This is a genomic window from Actinomadura verrucosospora, assembly GCF_039540335.1.
Taxonomy (GTDB): domain Bacteria; phylum Actinomycetota; class Actinomycetes; order Streptosporangiales; family Streptosporangiaceae; genus Spirillospora; species Spirillospora verrucosospora.
On record NZ_BAABEV010000003.1, the window covers coordinates 254,284 to 280,817 of the forward strand.

A 26,534-nucleotide genomic window follows, 5' to 3' on the forward strand; every position below is an offset into this window, starting at 1 on the left:
GCCGTCGGATAATCTGGGACGCGTGAAGGGTCTGGGAGAGCTTGAACGCACGGTCATGGAGGTCCTGTGGGCGCGGCAGGAAGCCGGGCACCAGGCGGCCACCGCGCGCGACGTGAGCCGTGCCCTCGCCGACGACCGGGACCTCGCGCACACCACGGTCATGACCGTCCTCGACAGGCTCGCGAAGAAGGGCTTCCTGGAACGCGAGCGCGACGGCCGCGCCTGGCGCTACCACCCGGTGGCGAGCCGCGAGATGTACGTCACCGAGCTGATGCTCGGGGCCCTGAACGAGACCGGTGACCGCGACGCGGCGCTCGCGCACTTCGTCCGCTCCGTGTCGCGGGACGAGATCGACGTGATCCGCCAGACCCTCGCGGGCCTCACCGGTAAGGAACCTCCGGCATGACCGGCACCGCCCTGCTCGCATTGATCTCACTGGGGACCGTCGGCGGGGCGCACCTGCTGTCCCGGGCCCGGTGGACGTGGCGCACGCCCCGGATCGGGATCGCGCTCTGGCAGGCCCTCGGGCTGTGCTGGGGCGTCGCCACGATCGGCGCCCTGCTCGGGCTCGCCCTCCTGCCGTACCGCAAGGGCGTCCTCGGCGGGCTGCCCGGCCTGTACGACGACCAGGCGGCCCGGCTCAACCCGGCGCAGGTGGCGGCCCTGCTCGCCGCGATCAGCCTGACCGGCGTGCTGCTGGTCATGCTGATGTTCGCGGTGCTGCGGGTCGTGCGGGCCCGGCGGCGGCACCGGGCCCTGCTCGCGCTGGTGTCGCGCCGCGACTCCTCGGTGCCCGGCACCCTCGTCCTCGACCACCCCGGCGCCGCGGCGTACTGCGTGCCGGGCGTCCGCTCGTCCAAGGTCGTCGTCAGCGCCGGGACGCTGGAGCTGCTCGACCGCGGCGAGCTGGCCGCGGTGCTCGCGCACGAGCGCGCGCACGCCCGCGAGCGCCACGACCTGGTGCTGCTGCCGTTCGCGTCGCTGCGCCAGGTCTTCCCGCAGTTCCGGCTGGTCGGGCGGTGCCTGGACGCGGTGGAGCTGCTGATCGAGATGGCCGCCGACGACCGCGCCCGGCACGGCCGGCCGCCGCGCGAGCTGGCGACCGCGCTGCTGCGCTTCGCGGCCGCCCGCCCGGCCGCCGCGCCGTCCGGCACGCTCGGCGTCGCCTCCCACAGCGACATCCCGGTGATGGCGCGGGTGAACCGGCTGCTGGAGCCGGAGCCGCTGCCCCGCCGGACCCGCCTCGCCGCGTCGGTCGCCGTCCCGGTCATCGCCGTCCTCCCGCTGCTGCTCCTGGTCCTGCCGCACTAGTCGGCCAGGACCGTGCCGTAGAGGCGGGCGACGCGCAGGCGGATGACCAGCCGCCGGTCCTTCACCATCTGCTCCAGGAACGCCCGCTCGTCCGCCGGGTCGTCGAAGCCCGGCGTCATCGCGAGCAGCTCGCGCCCGGTCGCGTCCCCGGGCTCCTCGCTGACGGCGGACAGCTCCGCGGCGCCCTCGGCGACCGCGAACGACAGGTGGCCGGGGCCGGAGGCGTGCAGGGCGGCGCGCGGGTCGCGCCGGAGCTGCTTCACCTTCGCCCGATCGGCCGTCGTGGAGATCCGCACGACGCGCTCGTCCGGGTCCCACGTGTAGACGACCGTGGAGACGTGGGGGTGGCCGCTCTTCCGGTTCGTAGCGAGGACGCCGAACTGCTGCTCGCCCAGGAGGCGGGACAGCTCGTCCTCGCCGACGGGCTTGGGGCCGGGTCCCTGGCCGGGGCCGTACTCGGTCATCGTGATCTCCTTCAGGTGGTGGTGGGGTCAGACGGTGGTGGGGACCGACTCGACGGGCGCGGCGGCGGCCACCGGCGCCGGGCGGCGGAGGACGAGCAGCGACACCGCGAGCGCGGCGACCAGCAGGCCGGCCGAGACGGTGAACGCCAGGTGGTAGCCGCCGGTGAGGGCGGCGGCGGTGTCCCGCCCGTCCGCCCGCAGGGACGCGACACGGGACGCCGCGAGCGTGGTCATGACCGCGACGCCGAGCGCCATCCCGACCTGCTGGACGGTGTTGAACAGGCCGGACGCCAGGCCCGCGTCCTCGGGACGGGCGCTGGACATGCCGAGCCCGGTCAGGGACGGCAGCACGAGCCCGCCGCCGGCGATCAGTACGAAGACCGGGAGCAGGTCGGTGACGTAGTCCGCGTCCACCGGGACGGTCGTGAGCCAGGCCATCGCGCCGATGAGCAGGACGAGCCCGGCGACCAGCACGAAGCGCTCGCCGAAGCGGTTGGAGAGCCGGGCGGAGGCCAGCAGCGACACCGCGCCGATCGAGACGGCGGCGGGGAGCATCGCGAGGCCGGTGCCGAGCGCGCTGTAGCCGAGGACCTGCTGCATGTAGAGGGCGACGATCACCTGGAACGAGAACATCGCCGACAGGGTCAGCAGCTGGACGACGTAGGCGCCGGACACGTTGCGGGAGCGCAGGATCCGCAGCGGCATCAGCGGGGTCGCGGCGCGGGACTGGCGGACGGCGAACCCGGCGAGCAGCAGCAGCGACACGGCGCCGAGGCCGAGCGTGTGCGCCGAGAGCCAGCCGAACCGCTCGACCTTGACGACCGTGTAGATGCCGAGCATCAGCCCGGACGTGACGAGCGCCGCGCCCGCGACGTCGGCGCCGGCGGCCAGGCCGGCGCCCCGGTCGCGGGGGAGCGCGGGGAGGGCGAGCAGCATCACGGCGAGGCCGATCGGCAGGTTGATCAGGAAGATCCAGTGCCAGCTCAGCGCGTCGGTGAGCACGCCGCCGAGCACCTGCCCGATGGAGGCGCCGGCCGCGCCGGTGAAGCTGAACACCCCGATCGCCTTCGTCCGTTCGCGGGGGTCGGCGAACAGCGTCACGAGGATGCCGAGCACGACGGCGGAGGCGAGGGCGCTGCCGACGCCCTGCAGGAACCGGGCGGCGATCAGCAGGCCGGACGAGGTGGCGGCGCCCGCCAGCACCGACGCCGCGGTGAAGACGGCGTTCCCGGCGAGGAACAGCGTGCGGCGGCCGACGAGGTCGCCGAGCCGTCCGGCGAGGAGCAGCAGGCCGCCGAGGGGGATCAGGTAGGCGTTCATGATCCAGCTGAGCCCGGCGGGCGAGAAGCCGAGGTCGTCCTGGATGGCGGGGGCGGCGACCGTGACGATGCTGCCGTCGAGGATGGTCATCAGCATCGTGGCCGACAGCACGCCGAGCGCCGCCCATCGGGAGCGGAGCGGGGAGAGCGAGAGGGAGGGCATTGGTCATCTCCTGTCGGGAGGTACAGGAGAGACCGTAGCAGATAGTTTTGTTACAGACGATCTGGGACGGGCTTATTTCTGGCGCTCGCGGGCCCGCCGGGCCGGCGCCGACGCCTCCGGCGGGGTGGCCAGATGCCCGGTGACCAGGGTGTTCAGTGCGCGGACGAGAGCCTCGCGCTGGTCGTCCGGCAGCGAGCCGAGGGCCGCCGCGTGGACGCCGTCCACGATCTCCTGGCTGCGGGCGGCGACCCGCGCGCCCTCCTCGGTGACGGCGATGATCCGGGCCCGCCGGTCCCGGGACGAGGGGCGCCGCTCGGCGAGCCCGGCCTTCTCCAGCGCGTCCACGGTCACGACCATGGTGGTCTTGTCCATGTCGCCGATCTCGGCGAGCTGGATCTGGGTGCGCTCCTCCTCCAGCGCGTGCACCAGGACGCAGTGCATGCGCGGCGTCAGCCCGATCTCCGCGAGCGCCGCGGTCATGCGGCCGCGCAGCACGTGGCTGGTGTGGTCGAGCAGGAAGGACAGGTCCGTCTGCGTGCGGGCGGGGGCCATCGAGGTCATGCGCCCAGCCTACCCAAGATGGTTCCGTTCTAGATTATCTGGCAGCCCGCACATCCGGTGGAGTAGCATCGAGGGGTGAAGCGCACCGCATGTCTCGGCTGGTGGCCGTCCTAGGACGGCCACAACGACGCATGCGATCGGGCCGTCCGCTGGACGGCCCTTTCTCCTCCTCGGCGAACCGGGACCGGACCGGCGGACGGCCGGACCCGACGAGGAGGACCCCATGGACACCACCCCTGAAGCCCGCAGCCGCGAGCTGGAAGAACGCATCGCGGTCGACCCCGGAGCCTTCCGGATCCTGACCGGCGACCGCCCCACCGGCCCGCTGCACCTCGGGCACTACTTCGGCACCCTGGCCAACCGGGTGCGGCTCCAGCGCGCGGGCGTGGAGCTGTTCGTGCTCGTGGCCGACTACCAGGTGCTCACCGACCGGGACGTCGCCGACCACCTGTCGGAGTACGTCGAGGGCCTGGTCGCCGACTACCTCGCGGCCGGGATCGACCCGGCCAAGGCGACGATCTTCCGGCACAGCTCCGTCCCCGCGCTGAACCAGCTCATGCTGCCGTTCCTGTCGCTGGTGTCGATCGCGGAGCTGAGCCGCAACCCCACGGTGAAGGACGAGATCGCGACGTCCCGGCAGGCGGCCGTCAGCGGGCTGATGTTCACCTACCCCGTCCACCAGGCCGCCGACATCCTGTTCTGCAAGGCCAACCTGGTGCCCGTCGGCCGGGACCAGCTCCCGCACCAGGAGATCACCCGGACCGTCGCGCGCCGCTTCAACGAGCGCTACGGGCCCGTCTTCCCGGTGCCGGACGCCCTGCTGTCGTCCGCGCCCCTCCTGCTCGGAACCGACGGCCGCAAGATGAGCAAGAGCCGCGGCAACGCCGTCGCGCTCTCCGCCACCGAGGACGAGACGGCGCGGCTGATCAGGCGGGCCGTGACCGACGCCGACCGGACCATCACCTACGCGCCCGAGACCCGCCCGGAGGTCTCCGGGCTGGTGCTGCTCGCCGCGCTCTGCCAGGGCCGCGACCCGCACGCCGTCGCCGCCGAGATCGGCGACGGCGGCTCGGCGGCGCTGAAGAAGGTCGTGACCGATTCGGTGAACGAGTTCCTGCGCCCGATCCGCGCCCGCCGCGCCGAGCTGGCCGCCGACCGCGCGTACCTGCGCCAGGTCCTTGCGGAGGGAGACGAGCGCGCCAACGCGATCGCGGACCGCACGCTGGCGGAGGTCAGGGAGGCGATGGCATCGTGAGGAGCGGGGCGCCCTAGCGGGGGGCGAGGCCGTTGAGGACGGTCGCGACGAGGTCGTCCACGACGTCCGGTGACACGCGGTGCGCGAGGCCCTGGCCCTGGAACAGCACCGACAGCACCGGCTCGTGGCACGCGCCGACGATCAGGGAGGCCGCCGCCTCGACCCGGGCCTGCGGGGCGAGGCGGCCGAGGTCGCGCTCGCCGCGCAGGTAGGCGGCGAGCCGGTCCCTCCAGGTGTCGCCCCCGCCGCTCAGCGCCGCGAACCGGGCGAGGACGGCCGGGTGCCCGACCAGCCCGGCCAGCGCGGGCAGCACCCCGTCGTGCAGGGCGAGACCGTACGCCACGTACGCGCGCAGGTTCTCCTCGACCGTGCCGGCGCCGGGCTCGGGCAGCGGGCCGAGCGGCCGCGCGACCGACTCGGCGTGCGCCCGCAGCGCGTGCGCGAGCAGCTCCTCCTTGTCGGCGAAGTGGTTGTAGAGGACGCCGTCGGCGACGCCGGCCTCCCGCGCGATCGCCCGGACGGTCAGGCCCGCCGTCCCGCGCTCGGCGATCATCCGCTCGGCCGTGGCGATCAGGTGGTCGCGCAGGGTGCGGTCGCCGGCGCCCAGCGCCGCCGCTCTTCGAGGTGACATCACCCCGCATCGTAATGAGCGAGCTCGAACCCGTGCGCGGCGAGTCCGGGCAGGAAGTCCGGCCCGACGGCGTCCTCGATGTGGTGGACGCCGGGCGGCGTGCCGTCCAGGCCCCGGACGACCATCGCGGCGGCCAGGCCCGTCGCGCGGCTCTGCCGCCGTCCCGCGAACGAGCGCACCGTCCCGCCGGACGCGACCGCCACCGCGAACCCGTCGCCGCCGATGTGGACGCGGCGGAACGCGGCCCGCAGCGGGGCCAGGTCGCGGAACGGGACGAGGCGGGGGAGGAGCGCGGTCATGGCGCGCGAGTCGAGGCAGAGCCCCGTGCGGACGCGCCCGGGGAGGGTGTACTGGTCGGAGAACGGGAAGCGGTGCACGGTCCGGACGCCGTAGGGCGCGGGGAACCGCATCCGCCACGTCTCCCCGAGGCCGGCGAGGGAGTCGAGCGTCCAGTCCACGGCGGACGGCCCGTGCCGGTCACCGGCGCCGATCAGGACGCCGATCTCGACGTCCCCGCCGCCGGCCTCGCGGGCCAGCAGGTTCGTGACGCCGGGAGCGAGCCCCACGCTCAGCACCGCGGCGGCGTTCCGCCCGGCGGCGAGCCCGTCCAGCTTCTCGATCCCGGCGAGCACCGCGTGCGACGCGGACACGTCGACGTAGTGGACGCCCCGGGCGAGGCACGCCTCGGCGACCCGCGCGTTGCCCGTCTCCGCGCACATGACGACGGCGTCGGCGGCGAGCCGCCCCGGGTCGTCGCTGCGCAGGTCGAACCGCAGCGGGAGCGCGCCCGCCACGGTGCGGGCCTTGGCGAGGTCGCGCCCGGCGGCCACCACCTCGGGGACGTGCCCGAGCAGCCCCGCGACGACCTCCCGGCCGACCGCGCCGTAGCCGCCGAGGACCACGACCCTCCTCATCGCCGTGCCGTGACCAGCCACGCGGTGGCGCGCAGGCGGACGGCGCCGTCGCGCTCGAAGGAGCGCATCGCCTCGACGAGGGCGTCGCGCACCTCCTCGCCCGCGCCGTAGTTGTGGCGGATCGGCCCCCACCCGGCGAAGAACTCCCCGGCGTCGCGGGCGTCCCGTCCCCAGACCTGTTCGGCCTCGACCCTGCGGCTGGACACGTCGTGGAAACCCGCGCCGCCGAGAACCTCCTCGACGCGGTCGGGGTCGGAGAGCGACAGCGGGCCGCCGTGCCCGACGGGCGGACGGTCGAGGGGCGGGAGCGCGGCCGCGAGGGCGGCCATGTCGCTCTCGGCGGAGGGCGTCATGCACAGGAACGCCAGCCGGCCGCCCTCGCGCAGGGCCCGCCGGACGTTGCCGAACGCGGCGACCGGGTCGGTGAAGAACATGATCCCGAACCGGCTGAGGGCGACGTCGAAGCCGGCCGCGGGGAACGGGTGCACCTGCGCGTCGCCCCGCTCGAACGCCACGTTCGCGACGCCCTCCCTCCCGGCGAGGGAGCGGGCGCGGGCGAGCATCGGCCGGGACAGGTCGACGCCCGTCGCGCTGCCGAGGGACGCCCGCCTCGCCGCGAGCCGGGTGATCTGCCCGTTCCCGCAGCCGATGTCGAGGACCCGGTCGCGCGGCCCGATCCGCGCCGCCTCCAGCAGGGCGTCGTTGAACCCGCCGTTCATGGCGTCGTACCGGTCGTGGTTCTCGGCCCAGTGCTCGCCCTCGTACCCGTTCCACGCCTCCGCCTGGTGGGTGTTGACGATCTCCGTCATCCGGCCTCCTTCATGTGAACACTTGTTCATGAACGTGTGTTCATAATGGAGGCGGACGGCGGCCGGGTCAAGGCCGCCGGTTCCCAGACGTAGAACGGAATTCTTCGTTCCGCTAGGATGGCGGGCATGGAGACGGCACGAGAGCCCATGAGCGGGCGGAAGGCACAGGCCGCCCGCAACGACGAGCTGATCAAGGAGGCGGCGCGGGCGGTGTTCACCGCCGACCCCGGAGCGCCGATCTCGGCGGTGGCCGAGCACGCCGGGGTGGGGATCAGCGCGCTGTACCGGCGGTACAAGAGCAAGGAGGACCTGCTCCAGAAGCTGGCCGACGAGGGCATGGACCGCTACCTCGCCGAGGTGGAGGCGGCCCTGGACGACGACGGCGACGCGTGGGAGGCGTTCGCCGCGTTCATGCGCCGCTGCCTGGACATCGGAGCGGGCTCGCTCACCATGCGGCTGGCGGGCGGCTTCGAGGTCACCGAGGACATGAGCCGCAAGGGCCGGGAGATCCACGTCGCGACGCGGCGGCTGCTGGAGCGCACCCGGGAGGCGGGCGCGCTGCGCCCCGGGATCGAGGTCGGCGACGTCTCGGTGATCCTCGAACACCTGCACGGCATCCGGATCGGGGACGACGAGCGGATGAACCGGCTGCGGCACCGCTACCTGGCGCTGTTCCTGGACGCCCTGAACCTCGCGGACCGGCCGGAACCGCCCGGTCCCGCGCCGAGCTGGCAGGAGCTGGTCACCCGCTATGACGACTGAGCTGGGACGACGCGCGCTCAACCGCGCACTGCTGGCCCGCCAGCTCCTGCTGGAGCGGCACGCCATGCCCGCGCTGGAGGCGATCGAGCATCTGGTCGGCCTGCAGGCGCAGGCCCCGAACCCGCCCCACATCGGGCTGTGGACGCGGCTCGCGGACTACGCGCTCGACGAGGCCGGGGAGCTGATCGCCGACCGCCGGGCGCTGCGGATGGTCCTGATGCGCGGGACGCTGCACCTGGTCAGCGCCCGCGACGCCCGCGCGCTGCGGCCGATCACCCAGGTCATCCTCGACAACTATCTGAAGGCGCGGGCGGCCGAACTGGGGCACCTCGACCTGGAGGCCGTCACGGCGTGGGCGCGGGCCCTGCTGGAGGAGGAGCCGCGCTCCGACAAGGATCTGCGCGCGCTGCTGGCCGAACGGTGGCCGGACGAGGACCCGGCGCTATTGGCGTGGGCCGTCCGCTGCCGGCTGCCGCTCGTGCAGGTCCCGCCGCGGGGGATATGGGGCTCGTCCGGGACCGCCCGGCACACGACGCTGGAGAACTGGCTCGGACCCGCGGCGCCCGACCCGTCCCTGGACGACCTCGTGCGGCGCTACCTGGGGGCGTTCGGGCCCGCGAGCGTCCAGGACGTCCAGCAGTGGGCCGGGCTCACGCGCCTCGGCGAGGTCGTCGAGCGGCTCGGGCCGGAGCTGGTGACCTTCCGCGACGAGAACGGCAGGACGCTGTACGACCTGCCGGACGCGCCGCGCCCCGGTCCCGGCGCGGAGGCGCCGGTCCGGTTCGTCCCCGACTTCGACAACCTGCTGCTGTCCCACGCCGACCGGGCGCGGATCATCTCCGAGGAGCACCGCAGGCGCGTCTTCACCGTCAACGGCATCATCCGCGCGACGTTCCTCGTGGACGGCTTCGTCCACGGCATGTGGAAGATCGAGAAGGGGCGCGGCGAGGCGGTCCTGCGGATCGAGCCGTTCGCCCCCGTCCCGGCGCCGGAGCGCGCCGCGCTGGAGGAGGAGGGCATGCGCCTGCTCGCCGCCGCGCACCCCAAGGCGAAGTCGCACGGCGTGGAGTTCGTCTAGCCCTCGCGGGCGCACGGCGCCTCGCGGTTCGGGTCGAGGGATCCCAGGAGGGCGTGCAGGATCTCGCGGTAGGCCAGCATCTGCTCGCGGGTGAGCGGGTCGAACAGGTGGCGCCTGACCTCGGCGACGTGGCCCGGCGCCGCCTTCGCGAGGACGGCGAAGCCCTCGTCGGTGAGGTGGGCGATCGTGGTGCGCCGGTCGGCGGCGGGCTTGCACCGGCTCACCCAGCCGGCCTCCTCCAGCCGGTTCACCGCGTGCGACAGGCGGCTCGGGGACGAGTGGACGATCTCGGCGAGCTCGGTCATCGTCAGCGCGCGGCCGGGCGCCTCCGACAGCATCGCCAGGATCATGTAGTAGGCGTGCGGCAGGCCCGAGTCGCGCTGGAGCTGGCGGTCGAGCGCCTCGCCGAGCAGCCGGGACGTCCACAGGAAGGCGCGCCAGGTCTCCTGCTCGTCGTCGTCGAGCCAGCGCGGCTCGGCCGTCGTCCCGCCGGTCGCCTCGCCGGTGGTCTCGCCGGTCATCGTCTCGTCGGTCGTCGTCCCGTCGCCGGTCATCGTCTCGGCCATGCCTCCACTCTACCCGGCATTTGAACCCTCAAGACTTGAAAGTTCAATGATGTCGAGTATGGTTGAACTCTCAAGTAAGGGGAGGGTGGACATGACCAGGATGCCGGTGCTCTATCTCAGCCACGGCGCGCCTCCGCTGGCCGACGACGACCGGTGGACCGCCGAGCTGGCCCGCTGGTCGGCGGAACTGCCGAGGCCGGAGGCGATCCTCATGGTGTCGGCGCACTGGGAGGAGGCGCCGCTGAGCATCGGCGCGACCCGGCCGGTGCCGCTCGTGTACGACTTCTGGGGCTTCCCCCAGCGCTACTACGACGTCCGGTACGACGCGCCCGGCGCGCCGGCCCTCGCCGACGACGTGCGCAAGCTGATCCCCGGCGTCCACCAGGACGAGGAGCGGGGGCTGGACCACGGCGCGTACGTCCCGCTCGTGGAGATGTACCCGGACGCCGACGTCCCCGTGCTGCAGATGTCGATGCCCACCCTGGAGCCCGAGCGGCTCTTCGAGATCGGGCGGAGCCTCGCGCCGCTGCGCGACCAGGGCGTCCTCATCGTCGGGAGCGGTTTCACCACGCACAACCTGCGGGAGATGCGCCCGGACCCGGACGCGGCGCCGCCCGCCTGGTCGGCGGAGTTCGACGAGTGGACGGACCGGGCCGTGCGGGGCGGCGACGTCGACTCCCTGCTCGACTTCCGCGCCAAGGCCCCGGCGGCGCGCATCGCGCACCCCCGGACGGAGCACTTCGCGCCCCTGTTCGTGGCGCTCGGCGCCGACGCCGACGCCGCCTCGGGACGGCGGTCGGTCATCGACGGCTACTGGCTCGGACTGGCCAAGCGCTCGTTCCAGTTCGGCTGACCGGGAGGTCAGTCGGTCCGGACGGGCACGTCCATCCGCGCGAAACCGGTGCGCCAGGACGCGACCCGCGGCTTCCAGCCGAGGCTCAGCGCCTTGGCGTTGGACGCCGGACGGCCCGTCGCCGCCGCGTGCTTGCCGGCGCTGCCCGGGCTGGGCGCGCCGAGCGCCGCGCTGTAGACCGGCAGCCAGTCCGCCGTGGTCGCCGGCTCGTCGTCGACGATGTTGACGGGCCCGGCCGGCCACTCCAGCGCGGCGAGCGCCGCCGACGCCGCGTCGTCGACGTGCACGAACGACGTCCAGGACGGCGCCTCGCGCAGGCCGCCCGCCCGCACCCGCTCGGCGATCGCGCCGTCGGGGGCGTACCAGGTGCCGGGGCCGTAGAGCGCCCCGTACCGCAGGACGACGCCATGCGGCATCTCAGAGACCGCCTGCTCCAGCGCCGCGATGCCCGCGTAGGGCGGCAGGTGCGAGTCGAGCGGGTCGGTCTCGACGGCGGGCGCGTCGCCCGGCACGTACAGCCAGGCGATGCTCTGCGCGACCATGGTCCGCACGCCGGCGGCCTTCGCCGCGTCGACCAGGTTGCGGGTGCCCACGATCCGCAGGTGCGAGTTGGCCTGGAAGTCCTCGGCGCTGAGGTCGGTGAGCTGGTGGACCACGGCGTCGGGGCGCTCGGCCTCCATGACCTCGCGCACCGCGGCGGCGTCGAGCACGTCCAGCACGACCGGCGCGGCCCCGAGGTCGCGGACCATGCCGGTGCGTTCGGTTCGGCGTGTCGTCCCTGCGACCTCGTGGCCCGCCTGGACGAGCAGCGGGATCAGCCGGCGGCCGACTACTCCGGTCGCTCCGGCGAGGAGAATCTTCAAGGGGGTACCTCCGCGACTTTCACGCCATCGTGCATCGTCTGCTGTGGGGTCTGCCAGCACTGGTCACGCCCGGCGTTCCGCATGGACACCCCCCTGCGTCCGGCCGGACGAAGTCGGACGGGCCACACCGCCCCCCGGCGGCTCGTCCGCCATGAGCGTACCGCCGGGAAGCGCCCGAACGCGTTTCGCGTGCGCCGCGGGCGAGAATTCTTGTTCTCTGACGGGATTCGGCACGGCGAAGGAACGGCGGCACATGAAGATCACTCTTGTCCACGGCGACATCACCGAGCAGAGGGTCGGAGCGGTCGTGAACGCGGCGAACTCGTCGCTGCTGGGCGGGAGCGGGGTGGACGGCGCGATCCACCGCAGGGGCGGCCCGGAGATCCTGGAGGAGTGCCGCCGGCTCCGCTCGTCGCACTACGGCGGCGGCCTGCCGACCGGCCAGGCGGTGGCCACGACGGCGGGCCTGCTGCCCGCCGCGTGGGTGATCCACACCGTCGGCCCCGTGTACTCCTCCTCCGAGGACCGCTCCCACCAGCTCGCCTCCTGCTACCGCGAGTCCCTCCGCGTCGCCGACGAGCTGGGCGTCGACTCGATCGCCTTCCCCGCCGTGTCGGCCGGCATCTACGGCTGGCCCGTGGACGACGCCGCCCGCATCGCGGTCGGCACCGTCCGGGGCACCCCGACCCAGGTGATGGACGCCCGCTTCGTCCTGTTCACCGAGGCCGCCTACGACGCCTTCGAGCGTGTCGTGGGAGCGCTCTAGCGCTCCCCGGGGGAACGCTCAGCCCTCGTCGTCGCCCTTCGGCGGCGGCACCACCAGGACCGGGCGGTGGGCATGGTGCAGCACGCGGGTGGACACGCTGCCCAGGATCACCGACCGGGCCCCCGCCAGACCGCGGGAGCCGGTGACGACGAGGGAGGCGTTCAGCTCCTCCGCCACGTCCACGATCGCGGCCCACACCGGCCCGCCGCCGCGCTCGGCGCGCACCGCCACGTCGGTCAGCCCCGCCTTGGCGGCGATGTCGGCGCCCTGCTGGGCGAGCCGCTCCGCCTGCTTCTCCTCCTCGTACTGCTCGCCCTCGTCGATCCTGCCCGCCACGGGCACCGCGGCGGCCAGCGGCGCCCAGGAGATCTGGGTCAGCAGCGGCTCCCACACGGTCATGATCACGGTCGGCCCGGGGCGCAGGTGCCGCGCGACGTACTCCACGGCCGCCCGCGCGTCGTCAGAACCGTCGTATGCGATGAGAACTGTCATACGATCAACTTCTCCACCGCCGCGCGCCGCGAACGCGAACGCGGAGGTCAGTGGCGAATCTCTCAGGCGCGGGACCCGCTCAGCCGCGCGCCGGGGCGCGGCCGGCGCCGGGCGGGCCCGCGAAGGCCTGCGCCACGTCCAGCCAGCGGTCGGCGTCGGGGCCGGTCGCGGTGAGGTCCAGGTCGGCGCGGTGGCGGCGCTGGGTCACCGCGTGGCAGAAGTCGAGGGCGGGGCCGGTGACCGACTGGCGGGCGTCCGGCGGGCCCCAGGTCCACTCGTCGCCGTCCGGTCCTCGCAGGACGACGCGGAACTCCTCGGCCGGGGGCTCCAGGCCCCGGGTGCGGAACGCGAAGTCGCGGGTGCGGACGCCGATGTGCGCGACATGCCGGAGGCGGGACGTGGGCGCGCGGCGCTCGCCGAGCGCGTCGGCGACGTCCTCGCCGTGCGCCCAGGTCTCCATCAGCCGCGCGGTCGCCATGGACGCGGCGCTCATCGGGGGGCCGAACCAGGGCAGGCGCGTTCCCGGCGGGACGGCGGCCAGCGCCTCCACCATCCGGGCGCGGCTCTCCCGCCAGCGGGCGAGCAGGCGGGCGGGCTCCTCCCGGGCGCCCTCCCGCGCACCGGCCTCGACGTAGCCGCCGGGGTCGGCCATGGCCTCCTCGACGATCCCCGCGAACGCGGCGGCGTCGGTGGCCGCGACGACGGCCTGCGCGTCCGTCCAGGCCAGGTGCGCGATCTGGTGCGCGATCGTCCAGCCCTCGGCCGGGGTCGGGTCGGCCCAGCGGCCGGCGGCCAGCGGCGCGACCAGGGCGTCGACGGAGTCGCCCTCGGCGGCGAGGTCGGCGAGCAGGAGCGTCAGGTCCGGCATCCCGCCATGATCCCGTGCCGGGGGCGGCCGGTACAGGGCCGCACGGAATCCCGTTCAGCCGAGGAGCTCGCGCGCGGCGGCGTAGTCGGCCTTCCCGTTCGGCAGCCGCAGACCGCGGTCGGTCCGCACGAACGCCTTCGGGATCTTGTAGCGGGCGAGATGGGCGGCGCAGCCCTCGCGCAGCTCCCGGTCGGACGGGGCGCCGGACGGGCCGACCACCGCGACGATCTCCGTCCCCCAGCGCTCGCTCGGGCGGCCGACCACCAGCGCGTCGGCGACGCCGGGCAGGCCGCGCAGGACGGTCTCGACCTCCTCCGCGAACACCTTCTCGCCGCCGGTGTTGATCGTGGTGGCCTCGCGTCCGTGCACCTCGACGGCGCCGTCGGCGAGGAGCCGGGCCCGGTCGCCCGCGACGACGAGGCGCTCGCCGTCCACGGTGAGGAAGGTGGACGCGGTCTTCACCGGGTCGCCGAGGTAGCCGAGCGGGATCGCGTCGCCGCCCTTGGCCAGCCAGCCGAGCTCGTCCTCGCCGGGCGCGAGCCGCCGGGACCGGTCCGCGCTGAGCACGGCCGTGCCCGGCGCCGCGCGGAACGTCCGCGCCGCCGGGCCGTGCCGGGTGACCTGGAAGCCGCTCTCGGAGGAGCCGAGGACGTCCACGAGCCGGGCGTGCGGGAGGAGTTCGAGGAGCCGCGCCTTCACCCCCGGGCTGACGCCCGCGGCGGAGTTGATCAGCGTCCGCAGGGAGCCGAGGTCGTGCGGGCGCGCCTCCAGGGCCGCCACGATCGGACGGGCGAACGCGTCCCCGACCAGCGGCATCCGGGTGGCGCGCTCGCGCTCGGCGGTGGCCATCAGGTCGGCGGCGTCCAGGCCGTCCACCCGGTCGGGGAACACCACGCAGCCGCCGCCGCACCAGCCGCCGAGCGCCGACCACGTGCCCCCGCCGTGCATGAGCGGCGGCCCGACCAGCACGCGGACGTCGCTGCGGACGGCCCGCTCGACCGCCTCGCCGAGGTCGGTGAGGGGCGTGCCGTCGCGGCGCCGCAGGCCGAGCGGCCCGGTCATCAGGTCGCCGATCCGCCACAGCACGCCCTTCGGCAGCCCCGTCGTGCCGCCGGTATAGAGGATGTGGAGATCGTCCGGGCTCGGCCGGACGGGGAGGGGCTCGCGGGACGCCTCGGCGAGCGCGTCCTCGTAGTCGAGCGCGCCGGGGAGGAGGGCGGCCCCCGAGTCGTCCGCCACCTGGAGCAGGAGCGGGCCGGTGCCGAGCCTGCGGACGACACGGCCGATCACGTCCGCGAACCGCGCGTGGTAGAGGACGGCGGCCGGCCGGGCGTCGGCGAACACCTGGGCCAGTTCGTCGTCCACGTACCGGTAGTTGACGTTGAACGGCGCGACCCGTGCCTTGTGCGCGCCGACGAGGCCCTCCAGGTACTCGGGTCCGTTGTGCAGGTAGAGGGCGAGATGGTCGTGGGGCGACTCCCACGGCTCGTGCGCCGCGCCGCCGCCGTCCCGGACGCGCACGCCGAGCCCGTGGGCGTGCAGGACGTTCGCCAGCCGCCGCGTCCGGTCGGCGACCTCGCGCCAGGTGGCCCGGCGCTCGCGCCACACCAGGCACTCGCGGTCGGGGATCGCGGCGGCGATGGCCTCGTGCAGGGTCGCCAGGTCGAGCATCGGCACTCCTCCGGGGGACGGGGCGTCGGCAGCACCGTAACCGATGACTTACCGAATCCGGTTCAGTGGGTGCGATCTCACGAAGTGAACTGATGTACGAGGCATAGGTCCGGACCGCCGACAATTACCCCGTGCCCCCTGTCCCGAGGCCGCGGGGGGAGGTGACCCGCGGCACCACCGCCCCCAACCGGCTGCGCAGGATCGACCGCTGGATCGCCGCCACCCAGACCTCCGCGCTGCGCTCGGGCGTGCGGCCGCTGGCCGTCGACCTCGGCTACGGCGCGTCCCCGGTCACCACCTTCGAGCTGTACTCGCGGCTCCGCCCGGTGTCTCCGCGCCTGGAGGTCGTCGGCATCGAGATCGAGCCGGCCCGGGTCGCCGCCGGGGTCGCCTTCGCGGCCGCGACCGGCCCCCACGAAGGCCTGTCCTTCCGGCGCGGCGGCTTCGAACTGCCGGTGCCGCGCCCGCCGGTGCTGGTGCGGGCGTTCAACGTCCTGCGGCAGTACGACGAGGCCGCGGCGTGGCGCGCATGGGACGACCTGCGGGCGCGCCTCGCCCCCTCCGGCGTCCTCGTCGAGGGGACGTGCGACGAGATCGGGCGCCGCGCCGTCTGGGTGACGCTCACCGCCGACGGCCCTCGGACCATCACCTTCGCGGCCCACGTGCGCTCGCTCGAACGGCCGTCCGCACTGGCCGAACGGCTGCCCAAGACGCTGATCCACCGCAACGTCCCCGGCGAGCCCGTCCACGAGTTCCTGACCGCGTTCGACCGCTGCTGGGCGACCGCGGCGCCCCACTCGGCGTTCGGCCCCCGCGCGCGCTGGGTCGAGGCGGTGTCGCTGCTGGCGCGGACCCATCCCGTCTTGGCGCGGCCCCCGTACGGCGGCCGGAACCGGTGGCGCCTCGGCGAGGTCACGCTCCCCTGGAGCGCCGTCGCGCCCTCGCGGTGAGAACCCCTACTCGCGGTGAAGCTTGTGCGGGGCGGCCTGGACGCGCGGCTGGACGTCGATGCGGTCGATGTTGACGTGCGGCGGGCGGGTCACGGCCCAGGCGACGCAGTCCGCGACGTCGTCGGCGACCAGCGGTTCGGGGACGCCCTCGTACTGCTTGGCGGCCTTCTCCTCGTCCCCGCGGAAGCGGACCAGCGAGAACTCCTCGGTCTTCACCAGGCCCGGCGCGATCTCGGTGACCCGGACGGGCTCGGCGACCAGTTCCAGGCGCAGCACCTCGTTGACCGCGTAGGCGGCGTGCTTGGCCGCGTTGTACCCGCCGCCGCCCTCGTAGGCGACGTGCCCGGCCAGCGAGGTGATGTTCACGACGTGGCCCGCGCCGCTCTCGACCAGCTTCGGCAGGATCGCCTTGGTGACGCGGACGAGGCCGATGACGTTGCTCTCGTACATCGACCGCCAGTCGTCGAGGTCGGCGGTCGCGACGCTGTCCAGGCCGAGGGCCCCGCCGGCGTTGTTGACCAGGACGTGGCAGGCGCCGACGGCCGCCGCGAGCGCGTCCACCGACTCCTGCGAGGTGACGTCCAGGGTGAACGGCGCCACCTTCCCCGCGCCCGGCACGCTCTCCGCGATCTCCTCGGCGAGGGCGTCGAGGCGGTCGCGGCGCCGTGCGGCGAGCACGACGTTGAACCCCTCGGCCGCCAGGCGCCTCGCCGTGGCGGCCCCGATGCCGCTGCTTGCTCCGGTCACTATCGCCGTCTTGCGCATGCGTCCAGTCTTCCGGGTGGGTGAGCGTGGATCGGCAGAGTAAGCCCGGACGGCAGCCTATCCGCGCGTCGCCCCCGGGTGAGGTGCGTCACTGTGGCGGACGGTCGCGCTTGCCCCCCGAACCGGGGGAACACGAAACCCGGTCGGTAGGTTGCACTGTCGGAGGTGGTGTCGGGTGTCGCGTCGTATCAGCCGGGTTGCGACAGTCAGTGTGCATACGTCCCCTCTGGACCAACCGGGCACCGGCGACGCGGGCGGGCTGAACGTCTACGTGGTCGAGGTCGCCAGGCGGCTCGCCGCCAGGGGCGTCGAGGTGGACATCTTCACCCGCGCGACCTCGCGGGCCCTTCCGCCCGTCGTGGAGCTCGCGCCGGGCGTCCTCGTCCGCAACGTGGTCGCCGGGCCGTTCGAGGAGCTCGACAAGGCCGAGCTTCCCCGGCACCTGTGCGGATTCACCTCCGGAGTACTGCGCGCCGAGGCCGCCCACGAGCCCGGCCACTACGACCTCCTCCACACGCACTACTGGCTCTCCGGCCAGGCGGGCTGGGCGGCCAAGGAGCGGTGGGGCGTCCCGCTCGTCCACTCCATGCACACGATGGCCAAGGTCAAGAACGCGGCCCTCGCCGACGACGACCAGCCCGAGCCGGCCGAGCGCGTCCTCGGCGAGGAGCAGGTCGTGGCCTCGGCCGACCAGCTCGTCGCCAACACCGCCAAGGAGGCCGGGGAGCTCGTCGACCTCTACGGCGCCGACCCCTCCCGCGTCGCGACCGTCAGCCCCGGCGTCGACCTGTCGCTGTTCCGCCCCGAGTCGCCCCTCATCGCCCGCGGCACCGGCCTCCTGCCCCATCGGACCGGCCCCGCCCGCCGACGCCTCGGCCTCCCCCGCGACGCCTACGTGCTGCTGTTCGTCGGCCGCATCCAGCCGCTGAAGGCGCCCGACGTGATGCTGCGCGCCGTCGCCCGCATGCTGGCCGACGACCCCGCGCTGCGCTCGCGTCTCGTCGTCGCCGTCGTCGGCGGCCCGAGCGGCTCCGGGCTGTGCCGCCCCGCGGGCCTGCAACTGCTCGCCGCCGAACTCGGCATCTCCGACGTCATGCGCTTCGAGCCGCCGGCCCCGCAGCGCGAGCTGGCCGACTGGTACCGCGCCGCGGACGTCACCGTCGTCCCGTCCCGCAGCGAGTCGTTCGGACTCGTCGCCGTCGAGTCCCAGGCCTGCGGGACCCCCGTGGTGGCGTCCCGCGTCGGCGGCCTGTGCACGGCGGTCGCCGACGGCGAGTCCGGCGTGCTGGTCTCCGGCCACGACCCCGCCGACTACGCCGCCGTCCTGCGGCGCCTGCACGCCGAGCCCGGCCTGCACGCCCGCCTCGCCCGCGGCGCCGTCCGGCACGCCCACGACTTCGGCTGGGACGCCACCGTCGACCGCCTTCTCGACGTGTATACCGGTGCCATGCCGGTGCCGACCGCGGCCGCGCGGGCCACCGTTTAGCCGAGCCGACCGGGGGCGCGGGGAGCCGCCCTCCAGGGGGGAGCACACGTGACCGTCGTCGAGACCATCCGCGAGACGCTGAGGTCCAACGAGCTGGAGTTCGAGGAGCCGCGCGACAACGCGTTCTTCGTCAAGCTCCCCGGCCAGCACAAGCTCGCCACCATGACGTGGCTCATCGCCGGCGACCACTCGCTGCACGTCGAGGCGTTCTTCTGCCGCCGTCCCGACGAGAACCACGCCGAGTTCTACCGGTTCCTCCTGGAGAAGAACGGCCGCATGTACGGGGTCGCCTTCGCGCTGGACGACGTCGGCGACGTCCACCTCGTCGGGAAGGTCCCGCTCGAATCGGTGTCCCCGGAGGAGATCGACCGCCTCCTCGGCTGCGTCCTCACCTACTCCGACGAGAACTTCGACAAGGCGCTGGAGCGCGGGTTCAAGTCGTCCATCCAGCGCGAGTGGGACTGGCGCGTCAAGCGCGGCGAGAGCCTCGCCAACCTCCAGGCCTTCGCCTCCTTCGCGGACCCGGCCAACCGCGAGTGACGCGCGCGGGGCCGCTAGGCTCTGGTGCCATGGCGACCCTGGTATTGCTCCGGCATGGCGAAAGCGTCTGGAACGCGGAAGGGCTGTTCACCGGCTGGGTGGACGTCGACCTCTCCGCGAAGGGCGAGAGCGAGGCGACCAAGGGCGGCGATCTGCTGCTCGACGCCGACATCACCCCCGACGTGCTGCACACCTCCCTGCTGAAGCGGGCCATCCGCACCGCCAACATCGCCCTCGACGTGGCCGACCTGCTCTGGATCCCGGTGAGGCGCTCCTGGCGCCTCAACGAGCGCCACTACGGCGCCCTCCAGGGCAAGAACAAGGCGCAGACGCGCGAGGAGTTCGGCGAAGAGCAGTTCATGACCTGGCGCCGCTCCTACGACACCCCGCCGCCGCCCATCAAGGACGACGACCCCCTGTCCCAGGTCAACGACCTGCGCTACGCCGAGCTGCCGTCCGAGCTGATCCCGCGCTCGGAGTGCCTCGCCGACGTCGTCGACCGCATGCTGCCGTACTGGTACGACTCGATCATCCCCGACCTGGCCGCCGGCAAGACCGTCATGGTCGCCGCGCACGGCAACTCCCTGCGCGCCCTGGTCAAGCACCTGGACGACATCTCCGACGAGAAGATCGTCGGCCTGAACATCCCCACCGGCATCCCGCTCGTCTACGAGCTGGACGACGACTTCTCCCCGCTCAAGCGCGGCGGCGAGTACCTCGACCCGGCCGCCGCGAAGGCCGCCATCGAGGCCGTCAAGAACCAGGGCGCCGCCAAGGGCGGGAGCGCCCCCAAGCCCGCCGCGAAGAGCCCCGACCCGAAGGACGAGCGCAAGTCCAGGCGCGGCAAGCGCAAGTAGCCCGCGAGGGGCCGCCTCCCGGCGGCCCCTCGCATGCCGGACGCGGACCGGCGAGGTCACCCGGAGCCGGCGCTCGCGGGAACGGCCGCGCGGTCGCCGCGGTGGATGCGCACGGCCACGGCGAGCCCGGCGACGGTGAGCGCGGCCGCGACGGGGAAGAGCGAGCGCGGGCCCGGCCCGTCGCCGATCAGCGTCCCGCCGAGCCAGCCGGCGAACGCGGCGGCGACCTGGAACCCCGAGGCGTTCACGGCCACCGCCAGCGTGGGGGCCGCGCCCGCCGTGGTCAGGACGCGGGTCTGCATGCCCGGGAGGATCGCGAAGGCGAGCAGCCCGAGCGCGAACGTCATCACGGCGGCCAGGGGCCGGACCCCGCCGACCGCCCAGAACAGCGCCAGGGCGCCGGCCAGCGCGCCGAGGAGCCAGGCCAGTGAGGGCATCAGGGCCCGGTCCGAGAGCCGGCCGCCGAGGAAGTTGCCCGCGACCGCGCCCGCGCCGTACACCAGGAGCAGCACCGGGACGGCGCCCTCGGGGAACCCGCTGACCTCGGTGAGCAGCGGCGCGATGTAGGTGAAGACGGTCACCACGCCCACGTTGCCCAGGGCGGTGAGGGCGATCGCCAGGCGGACGTCCCGTCCCGCGAACACGCGCAGCTCGCCCCAGAGCGGACCGGTCGCGGCGGCGGGCAGGGCGGGCACGAACCGCAGCACCATGAGCAGGCCCGCGGCGGTGAGCGCGGCGACCGCGCCGAAGGTCGCCCGCCAGCCGAGGGTCTGGCCGATCACGGTGCCCAGCGGGGCGCCGAGGATGATGCCGAGGTTCAGCCCGAGCGCCACCTTCGCGATGGTGGAGGACTCCCGGCCCGCGGGGGCCGTGGAGGCGGCGGTGGCGATGGCGACCGCGAAGAACGTGGCCACGACCAGTCCCGCGGCGAACCGCGCCGCGAGCAGCACCGGGTAGTTCGGCGCCAGGGCGGAGCCGAGGTTGCCGAGGACCGACACGGCGATGAGGCCGGTGACGAGCGGTTTGCGCGGCACCCGCGCCGTCAGGACGGTGACGACCGGACCGCCGACGATCATGCCGAGCGCGTAGGCGCTCACCAGGCGCCCGGCGGCGGGCACCGAGACGCCGAGGTCCGCCGCCACGTCCGGCAGGATGCCCGCGATGACGAACTCGCCGGTGGTCAGGCCGAAGACGACCAGCATCAGGGAGAAGAGGGAGGGGGGCACGCACGCTCCATTTACTTCGAACTCGGATGATTCGAGTTAGCAATATCATGATTCGAAGTACAGGCGCTACACTCGGGGCATGGGCGAGCAGATGGAACGGGACGTGTGCAAGCTGGTCCACCGGTTCGCGCAGCGGCTCGACGTCCACGCCCGGCGGGTCGCCGACGAGGTGGGCATGACCGCGGCCCAGGTCGTCGCGCTCCGCGAGCTGTCCGAGCCGATCACGGCCCGCGAGCTCGCCCACCGCATGGCCTGCGAGGCGTCGAACGCGACCTTCCTGGTCGACCGCCTCGAAGGGCAGGGCCTCGTCGAGCGCCGCCCCCACCCGACCGACCGCCGCGCCAAGCAGATCGTCCTCACGCCGGACGGCGAACGCTGCCGCGCCGACGTCCTCGAACGCCTCGACGCCGACTCGCCGCTGACCGCGCTCGCCCCGGCCCAGCAGGAGTCCCTGCGCGACCTCCTCAGGTCGCTTCTGGGGGAGTCCGTCTAGCCGAGAGCCCGTCTAGCGGGTGATGGAGAGGCGGGCGGCGCGGCCCTTCTCGCCCGCGGCCCAGCAGCCGCCGTCGGGCGCGCAGTCGACGGTGTCGAAGCTCCCGGTGTCGAACCGGGTCCACGTGCGGCCTCCGTCGAGGCTGCCGTCGCTGCCCGTGGGGCCCACCGTCAACACCGCCGGACCCGCATACGCAGGCCACACGCTTCCTGAGCGGTACTCGGCCGGCGGGCGGCGCGCGGGACGCCACGTGCGGCCCCCGTCGGCGGTCGTCGCCGCGGCCGCCGGCGACGGCTGTCCGGGCCGGTAGTCGCCGCCGACCGCGACGCCGTGCCGGGAGTCGCGGAACGCCACCGCGAACACGCCCTGGGACGGGCTGGACGGCAGCGGCGTGTCGGCGACGGTCCAGGTGAGGCCGCGGTCCCCGGAATGGAACACGCGCGAGCGCGACGCCCCGCCCGTCGCCAGCCACACGTCCCGTGGCCCGTGGCTCACCAGGCACTGCCCGCTGGCGGCGAACCCGGCCTCGCCCTCCAGCGCCGGGGGCATGCCCCCAGGCGGCAGGACCCGCCAGCTGCGGCCCGCGTCGCCGGTCGCGATGATCCGGAACCGGCCGTCCACGGGGTCGCTGACCGCCAGCCCGTGCCGGGAGTCGAAGAACGTGAGGCAGTCGTAGAACGCCCTGGGATCGTCGTTCCTGAAGCCGAGCCTCCAGGTGACGCCGCCGTCCGAGGTCTGGTAGACGCGGGACGCGTCGCCCTCGCCGATGGCCAGCACGACCGCCCGCCGCGCGTCGAACGCCTCGATGTCGCGGAACTCCAGGCCCTCCGCGCCGGCCGGGGCGACGTCGCGCCACGTGCGGCCGCCGTCGGTCGTCCGCAGCACGGTCCCGCCGCCGCCCGCCAGCCAGGCGGTCTCGCGGCCGACCGCCGCCAGGCCGCGGAACCGCGCCTCGCTGCCGGTCGGAGTGAGGCGCCAGGAGGGCCGGTGCGCCCCCGGCGTGGCCCGCGCCGACGCGGTGCCGGGCACCCCGAGGGACGCCGCCGCCACCGCCCCGCACAGCCCGGCCGACGCCATCGCCCGCACCAGTGCCCGCATCGGTCTCATGACGCGCAAGCTAACGAACGTTGATCAAGCCGTCCAGACCCCTCGCGCCCTTCGTGTCCCGCCGCCGCGCGGGCGCGCGGGCGCGACCGGATCAGGCCGAGTCGACGATCTCCTCGGGACGCTGGCCGGTGACCAGGTAGACGACGTTCTCCGCGACGTGCACGGCGTGGTCGGCGAAGCGCTCGAAGTAGCGCCCGGCGAGCGTGATGTCCACGGCCGGCTCGACGCCGTGCCGCCACTTCGGGGACAGCAGGATGTCGAACAGGCGGCGGTGCAGCCGGTCCATCTGGTCGTCGTCGGCGTCCAGCTCCAGGCCCATCTCGACGTCCTGGGACGCGATCACGCTGCCGGTCTTGGCGATCATCCGCTCGGCGATCTGCCCCATCTCCAGCACGGTCGCCTGCAGCTCGGGCGGGACGGCCGACTCGGGGTGGCGCCGCCGGGCCGTCTTGGCGATGTGCACGGCGAGGTCGCCCATGCGCTCCAGGTCGCCGCTCATCCGCAGCGCGGTGATCAGGGTCCGCAGGTCGCCGGCGACCGGCTGCTGGCGGGCCATGAGGTCGAACACCGTCGCCTCGATGTCGGCGTCGATCTTGTTGACGTGCTCGTCCCCGCTGATGACCTCCTCCGACAGCCGCAGGTCGGCGTCCAGGAGGGCGGTCACCGCGCGGGCCATCGCGGACCGGACGAGGCGGGTCATCTCCACCAGGCTGTCGGTGAGGGAGTCGAGTTCCTCGTGGTAGGCGTCGCGCACTTGAGAATCCTTCGATGTGGACGGGGGCGGGCGGGGCAGGGCGGACTCGCCCACGCCACACTTTGCCCCACGGGCATGAACGCATCCGGAGGGAAAGGTGAACTTTCGGGTAACGAGAAGGCGCTGACCAGGGCAGGGGGGAAGCGTTACTCCGATCGCCGCTTACGATCCGAGGTGTGGAGGTCGAGATTGTCGCGAGCCTGACAGGGCTCGCCGGGCTCGCGATCGGGCTCGCGACTGGATTGGCGGTGCGGGTGAGCGAGCGAGCCCAGCGGACGGCGGTAGCGACGAACCCGGTGGGCAGCCTGCCGCCGGGCGTCGCCTCGGTCCTCAGCGTCCTGCGGTCCTCGGCCGTCGTGGTGGACGGCGAGGACCGGGTGCTGCGGGCCAGCTCCGCGGCGCGGGCGTACGGACTGGTCAGCGGCGACCACCTCGTGGTGGACGAGGTGATCGCGATGACCCGGCTGGTGCGCCGCGACGGGGAGATCCGCGAGACCGAGATACAGGTCGGCCCGAACGGCGGCCGACGGCGGGCCGACGGCCGTTGGTTCGCGGTCCGCGTCGCGCCGCTCGGCTCCCACGGGCTCGTCCTCGTGCTCGCCGAGGACCTCACCGACATGCGCCGCACCGAGGCGATCCGCCGCGACTTCGTGGCGAACGTCAGCCACGAGCTGAAGACCCCCGTGGGCGCGTTGTCCCTGCTCGCCGAGACGGTCGAGAGCGCCGCCGACGACCCGGAGGCCGTCCGCCGGTTCGCCGGCCGGATGCAGTACGAGTCAGTGCGGCTGAACAACCTCGTCCAGGACCTGATGACGCTGTCGCGCGTCCAGGGCGACGAGCCGCTGCCCGAGCTCACCCCGGTCACCCTTGAGGAGGTGATGGCGGAGGCGCTCGAACGCTGCCAGATCAAGGCGGTCGCCAAGGACATCCAGCTCGCGGCCGGCGGCGAGGACGGGCTGCGCGTCCGCGCCGACCAGGAGCTGCTGGTCACCGCGCTGCGCAACCTCGTCGACAACGCCGTCGCCTACAGCCCCGAGCACACCCGGGTCGTCGTCTCGACCCGCCGGTGCGACGAGACGCACGTCGAGATCAACGTGACCGACCAGGGCATCGGCATCCCGGAGGCCGAGATCGAGCGGATCTTCGAGCGGTTCTACCGGGTCGACCCCGCCCGCTCCCGCCAGACCGGCGGCACCGGCCTCGGCCTCGCCATCGTCAAGCACGTCACCAGCAAGCACGGCGGCGACGTCACGGTGTGGAGCAAGGAGGGGCACGGGTCGACGTTCACGATCCGGCTCCCCCTGATCGACACGCCGCGCCGCCCGGCGGCCGGCGCCACCGCTTTTCCAGCCCCACAGAACACCGCCCGGGAGGCAACACCGTGACCCGCGTGCTCGTCGTGGAGGACGAGGAGTCCTTCAGCGACGCACTCTCGTACAACCTGCGCAAGGAGGGCTTCGAGGTGGCCGTCGCCGCCACCGGCCCCGACGCGCTGGACATCTTCGAACGCAACGGTGCCGACCTCGTGCTGCTCGACCTGATGCTCCCCGGGCTGCCCGGCACCGAGGTGTGCCGCGAGCTGCGCGCGCGCTCCAGCGTCCCGGTGATCATGCTGACCGCCAAGGACAGCGAGGTCGACAAGGTCGTCGGCCTGGAGCTCGGCGCCGACGACTACGTCACCAAGCCGTTCTCCACCCGCGAGCTGATCGCCCGCATGCGGGCCGTGCTGCGCCGCCAGGGCGAGGTCGAGGAGCCGGCGCCCGCGACGCTGGAGGCCGGTCCGGTCCGGATGGACGTGGAACGCCACGTCGTCAGCGTGGGCGGCGAGCCCGTCCAGCTCCCGCTCAAGGAGTTCGAGCTGCTGGAGGTGCTGCTGCGCAACGCCGGCCGCGTCCTCACCCGGATGCAGCTCATCGACCGCGTGTGGGGCGCCGACTACGTGGGCGACACCAAGACGCTGGACGTCCACATCAAGCGCCTACGCGCCAAGGTCGAGGAAGTCCCCTCCACACCGCGGTACATCGTCACCGTCCGGGGCCTCGGCTACAAGTTCGAGCCCTAGCCGAACGCCGTGACCTGCGTTTTCCGTCGCGGTCACGGCTGCGGGGGCACCGTCCAGGCTCTTGGTCCACTGTTGGAGTTCTTGGTCCACTGTTGGACCAGGCCGGGACGCTGGGCGAGGACCGTCATGGACTGCTTCCCGGTGATGCGCCGGGAGCGGTCGCCGGCTCTTTCTCTGCTCGGCGAGCACTACCCCGCCGAACCACTCGCCGAGCGGTTCCGCGCCTCATCACCGCCCGGAAGCCCTCCGCCGATATCAACGCGAACAACCCACCTGACTTCACTCGTCGAGCCCCAGGAGAGGGGAGAAGGGACCCGGAACGGTGGCCGGGTCACCGACCCGTACGGAGCAGGGCCGGAACGGCCGGAAGCGCCCTCCGCGCGCGCCACGTCGGCCAAGCGGGAGTGCCGACGTTGATGTCGCAAATTCGCCAGTCATCTCCCCTCACGCCTGTCTAGGGTCGCGGCCATGTCACAACACGGCCGGGACATCGTCCAGAACGCCTGGAAAGCCTTCGCCACCCACGAGGCGAATCAGATCTCCGCAGTCTTCACTGAGGATGCCGAGTGGCTGGCGCCCCTGAACAACGCGACCGCCGTAGCGCTGGAGGGCTCCGGCCACATAGTCGGCCGGGAGGCGATCGTCCGTTTTCTCGCCGACGACTTCCCTCGCTTCTTCGCGCACGACGTCACCGTCACCTTCCACGGGATCTATGCCGACGGCGACCACGTGATCGTGGAGGAGACCATGACGGCCACGCTCGCCAACGGCAACCACTACAGCAACGACTACTGCTTCGTCTTCGAACTTCGAGACGGCCTGATCCACCGAGTCCGCGAGTACATGGACACGGCCCGGGGGCATCGCATGGTCTTCGGCTAGGAAGGAGCCGAAAGACCTGGGGGCCGTGAAACCAAGCCGCGCGCAATAGGTTCGGAGCCGCCGGGC

30 protein-coding genes are annotated in these 26,534 nt (G+C 73.6%); 15 read left to right on the forward strand and 15 right to left on the reverse strand.

All coding sequences use genetic code 11. The features are described 5' to 3' along the window. Positions 1-22 precede the first annotated feature (22 nt). Entirely contained in the window at positions 23-406 is a 384-nt protein-coding gene (locus tag ABD944_RS05265) for a BlaI/MecI/CopY family transcriptional regulator (protein WP_345172950.1), read from the forward strand. Beyond that, positions 403-1,311 carry a M56 family metallopeptidase gene (locus ABD944_RS05270; RefSeq protein WP_345172952.1) on the forward strand — a complete coding sequence of 303 codons (909 nt, stop codon included), beginning with the start codon at positions 403-405 and terminating at the stop codon, positions 1,309-1,311. The genes ABD944_RS05265 and ABD944_RS05270 overlap by 4 nt, the downstream gene beginning before the upstream one ends. Here the strand turns inward: ABD944_RS05270 and ABD944_RS05275 are convergent. From ABD944_RS05275 to ABD944_RS05285, 3 genes are all read right to left on the reverse strand, one after another. Continuing rightward, positions 1,308-1,775 carry a pyridoxamine 5'-phosphate oxidase family protein gene (locus tag ABD944_RS05275; protein WP_345172955.1) on the reverse strand — a complete coding sequence of 156 codons (468 nt, stop codon included), beginning with the start codon at positions 1,773-1,775 and terminating at the stop codon, positions 1,308-1,310. The two genes, ABD944_RS05270 and ABD944_RS05275, sit on opposite strands and share 4 nt — an antisense overlap. Before the next feature lie 27 nt (positions 1,776-1,802). Continuing rightward, positions 1,803-3,257 (reverse strand): MFS transporter, encoded by a 1,455-nt coding sequence (locus ABD944_RS05280; protein WP_345172957.1) that lies wholly within the window; start codon positions 3,255-3,257, stop codon positions 1,803-1,805. 72 nt (positions 3,258-3,329) lie between these two features. After that, entirely contained in the window at positions 3,330-3,818 is a 489-nt protein-coding gene (locus ABD944_RS05285) for a MarR family winged helix-turn-helix transcriptional regulator (protein WP_345172959.1), read from the reverse strand. 223 nt (positions 3,819-4,041) lie between these two features. On the opposite strand from ABD944_RS05285, the gene trpS reads away from it, so the two are divergent. Continuing rightward, the gene (gene trpS, locus ABD944_RS05290; RefSeq protein ID WP_345172962.1) at positions 4,042-5,073 is read left to right on the forward strand and encodes a tryptophan--tRNA ligase; all 1,032 of its coding nucleotides are present in this window, start codon (positions 4,042-4,044) and stop codon (positions 5,071-5,073) included. A gap of 13 nt (positions 5,074-5,086) precedes the next feature. Here the strand turns inward: trpS and ABD944_RS05295 are convergent, their stop codons facing one another. Genes ABD944_RS05295 through ABD944_RS05305 form a run of 3 tightly spaced genes read right to left on the reverse strand, consistent with a single transcriptional unit; the run spans position 5,087 to position 7,427 of the window. Further along, a complete protein-coding gene (locus ABD944_RS05295; protein ID WP_345172964.1) occupies positions 5,087-5,704 on the reverse strand; it encodes a TetR/AcrR family transcriptional regulator in 618 nt (205 codons plus the stop codon). After that, complete coding sequence (locus ABD944_RS05300) at positions 5,704-6,618, reverse strand: saccharopine dehydrogenase NADP-binding domain-containing protein (protein WP_345172966.1); 915 nt, start codon at positions 6,616-6,618, stop codon at positions 5,704-5,706. The genes ABD944_RS05295 and ABD944_RS05300 overlap by 1 nt, the downstream gene beginning before the upstream one ends. Further along, positions 6,615-7,427, reverse strand: coding sequence for a class I SAM-dependent methyltransferase (locus ABD944_RS05305; RefSeq protein ID WP_345172968.1), 813 nt, complete (start codon positions 7,425-7,427; stop codon positions 6,615-6,617). The genes ABD944_RS05300 and ABD944_RS05305 overlap by 4 nt, the downstream gene beginning before the upstream one ends. Before the next feature lie 126 nt (positions 7,428-7,553). Here ABD944_RS05305 and ABD944_RS05310 point away from each other — a divergent pair, with 126 nt between their 5' ends. Then, a complete protein-coding gene (locus ABD944_RS05310) occupies positions 7,554-8,189 on the forward strand; it encodes a TetR/AcrR family transcriptional regulator (protein WP_345172970.1) in 636 nt (211 codons plus the stop codon). Then, positions 8,179-9,267, forward strand: coding sequence for a winged helix DNA-binding domain-containing protein (locus tag ABD944_RS05315; RefSeq protein WP_345172972.1), 1,089 nt, complete (start codon positions 8,179-8,181; stop codon positions 9,265-9,267). Before ABD944_RS05310 ends, ABD944_RS05315 begins: the two co-directional genes overlap by 11 nt. Here the strand turns inward: ABD944_RS05315 and ABD944_RS05320 are convergent. Continuing rightward, positions 9,264-9,788 (reverse strand): MarR family winged helix-turn-helix transcriptional regulator, encoded by a 525-nt coding sequence (locus ABD944_RS05320; RefSeq protein ID WP_345173123.1) that lies wholly within the window; start codon positions 9,786-9,788, stop codon positions 9,264-9,266. The genes ABD944_RS05315 and ABD944_RS05320 overlap by 4 nt on opposite strands. Before the next feature lie 136 nt (positions 9,789-9,924). Between ABD944_RS05320 and ABD944_RS05325 the strand changes: the two genes are divergently transcribed. Beyond that, a complete protein-coding gene (locus ABD944_RS05325; protein WP_345172974.1) occupies positions 9,925-10,686 on the forward strand; it encodes a dioxygenase family protein in 762 nt (253 codons plus the stop codon). Positions 10,687-10,694: 8 nt separating this feature from the next. On the opposite strand, the gene ABD944_RS05330 is transcribed toward ABD944_RS05325, so the two are convergent. Further along, positions 10,695-11,549 (reverse strand): NAD-dependent epimerase/dehydratase family protein, encoded by an 855-nt coding sequence (locus tag ABD944_RS05330; protein WP_345172976.1) that lies wholly within the window; start codon positions 11,547-11,549, stop codon positions 10,695-10,697. A gap of 253 nt (positions 11,550-11,802) precedes the next feature. Between ABD944_RS05330 and ABD944_RS05335 the strand changes: the two genes are divergently transcribed. Further along, positions 11,803-12,315, forward strand: coding sequence for an O-acetyl-ADP-ribose deacetylase (locus ABD944_RS05335; protein ID WP_345172978.1), 513 nt, complete (start codon positions 11,803-11,805; stop codon positions 12,313-12,315). Positions 12,316-12,333: 18 nt separating this feature from the next. Here ABD944_RS05335 and ABD944_RS05340 read toward each other — a convergent pair whose 3' ends face one another. The 3 genes from ABD944_RS05340 to ABD944_RS05350 form a co-directional block, all read right to left on the reverse strand. Further along, positions 12,334-12,807 carry a universal stress protein gene (locus ABD944_RS05340; RefSeq protein ID WP_345172980.1) on the reverse strand — a complete coding sequence of 158 codons (474 nt, stop codon included), beginning with the start codon at positions 12,805-12,807 and terminating at the stop codon, positions 12,334-12,336. Between the two features lie 79 nt (positions 12,808-12,886). Continuing rightward, positions 12,887-13,675 carry a TIGR03084 family metal-binding protein gene (locus ABD944_RS05345; protein ID WP_345172983.1) on the reverse strand — a complete coding sequence of 263 codons (789 nt, stop codon included), beginning with the start codon at positions 13,673-13,675 and terminating at the stop codon, positions 12,887-12,889. Between the two features lie 54 nt (positions 13,676-13,729). Beyond that, on the reverse strand, positions 13,730-15,346 hold the full coding sequence (locus ABD944_RS05350) for an AMP-binding protein (protein ID WP_345172985.1): 1,617 nt from the start codon (positions 15,344-15,346) through the stop codon (positions 13,730-13,732). Between the two features lie 131 nt (positions 15,347-15,477). On the opposite strand from ABD944_RS05350, the gene ABD944_RS05355 reads away from it, so the two are divergent. Continuing rightward, positions 15,478-16,296 (forward strand): class I SAM-dependent methyltransferase, encoded by an 819-nt coding sequence (locus tag ABD944_RS05355; RefSeq protein WP_345172987.1) that lies wholly within the window; start codon positions 15,478-15,480, stop codon positions 16,294-16,296. 6 nt (positions 16,297-16,302) lie between these two features. On the opposite strand, the gene ABD944_RS05360 is transcribed toward ABD944_RS05355, so the two are convergent. Beyond that, a complete protein-coding gene (locus ABD944_RS05360) occupies positions 16,303-17,061 on the reverse strand; it encodes an SDR family NAD(P)-dependent oxidoreductase (RefSeq protein WP_345172989.1) in 759 nt (252 codons plus the stop codon). A 175-nt stretch (positions 17,062-17,236) separates the two neighbouring features. Here ABD944_RS05360 and mshA point away from each other — a divergent pair, with 175 nt between their 5' ends. Genes mshA through ABD944_RS05375 form a run of 3 tightly spaced genes read left to right on the forward strand, consistent with a single transcriptional unit; the run spans position 17,237 to position 19,944 of the window. Beyond that, positions 17,237-18,547 carry a D-inositol-3-phosphate glycosyltransferase gene (gene mshA / locus ABD944_RS05365; protein WP_345172991.1) on the forward strand — a complete coding sequence of 437 codons (1,311 nt, stop codon included), beginning with the start codon at positions 17,237-17,239 and terminating at the stop codon, positions 18,545-18,547. 48 nt (positions 18,548-18,595) lie between these two features. Beyond that, positions 18,596-19,087 carry a type III secretion system chaperone family protein gene (locus ABD944_RS05370; RefSeq protein WP_345172993.1) on the forward strand — a complete coding sequence of 164 codons (492 nt, stop codon included), beginning with the start codon at positions 18,596-18,598 and terminating at the stop codon, positions 19,085-19,087. A 29-nt stretch (positions 19,088-19,116) separates the two neighbouring features. Beyond that, the gene (locus ABD944_RS05375) at positions 19,117-19,944 is read left to right on the forward strand and encodes a phosphoglyceromutase (RefSeq protein ID WP_345172995.1); all 828 of its coding nucleotides are present in this window, start codon (positions 19,117-19,119) and stop codon (positions 19,942-19,944) included. 56 nt (positions 19,945-20,000) lie between these two features. Here the strand turns inward: ABD944_RS05375 and ABD944_RS05380 are convergent, their stop codons facing one another. Then, on the reverse strand, positions 20,001-21,170 hold the full coding sequence (locus ABD944_RS05380; protein WP_345172997.1) for an MFS transporter: 1,170 nt from the start codon (positions 21,168-21,170) through the stop codon (positions 20,001-20,003). 79 nt (positions 21,171-21,249) lie between these two features. Here ABD944_RS05380 and ABD944_RS05385 point away from each other — a divergent pair, with 79 nt between their 5' ends. After that, complete coding sequence (locus ABD944_RS05385; RefSeq protein WP_345172999.1) at positions 21,250-21,663, forward strand: MarR family winged helix-turn-helix transcriptional regulator; 414 nt, start codon at positions 21,250-21,252, stop codon at positions 21,661-21,663. Between the two features lie 12 nt (positions 21,664-21,675). On the opposite strand, the gene ABD944_RS05390 is transcribed toward ABD944_RS05385, so the two are convergent. Together ABD944_RS05390 and phoU are read right to left on the reverse strand one after the other, a co-directional pair. After that, entirely contained in the window at positions 21,676-22,770 is a 1,095-nt protein-coding gene (locus ABD944_RS05390; RefSeq protein ID WP_345173001.1) for a WD40/YVTN/BNR-like repeat-containing protein, read from the reverse strand. A gap of 91 nt (positions 22,771-22,861) precedes the next feature. Then, positions 22,862-23,524 carry a phosphate signaling complex protein PhoU gene (gene phoU, locus ABD944_RS05395; RefSeq protein ID WP_345173003.1) on the reverse strand — a complete coding sequence of 221 codons (663 nt, stop codon included), beginning with the start codon at positions 23,522-23,524 and terminating at the stop codon, positions 22,862-22,864. A gap of 176 nt (positions 23,525-23,700) precedes the next feature. Here phoU and ABD944_RS05400 point away from each other — a divergent pair, with 176 nt between their 5' ends. The 3 genes from ABD944_RS05400 (at position 23,701) to ABD944_RS05410 (ending at position 26,468) form a co-directional block, all read left to right on the forward strand. After that, positions 23,701-24,909: a sensor histidine kinase gene (locus ABD944_RS05400; RefSeq protein WP_345173005.1), complete on the forward strand. Its 1,209-nt coding sequence runs from the start codon at positions 23,701-23,703 to the stop codon at positions 24,907-24,909. A 5-nt stretch (positions 24,910-24,914) separates the two neighbouring features. Continuing rightward, positions 24,915-25,586 carry a winged helix-turn-helix domain-containing protein gene (locus ABD944_RS05405; protein ID WP_476692268.1) on the forward strand — a complete coding sequence of 224 codons (672 nt, stop codon included), beginning with the start codon at positions 24,915-24,917 and terminating at the stop codon, positions 25,584-25,586. A 468-nt stretch (positions 25,587-26,054) separates the two neighbouring features. Then, a complete protein-coding gene (locus tag ABD944_RS05410; protein ID WP_345173007.1) occupies positions 26,055-26,468 on the forward strand; it encodes a nuclear transport factor 2 family protein in 414 nt (137 codons plus the stop codon). The last annotated feature ends 66 nt before the right edge of the window (positions 26,469-26,534 follow it).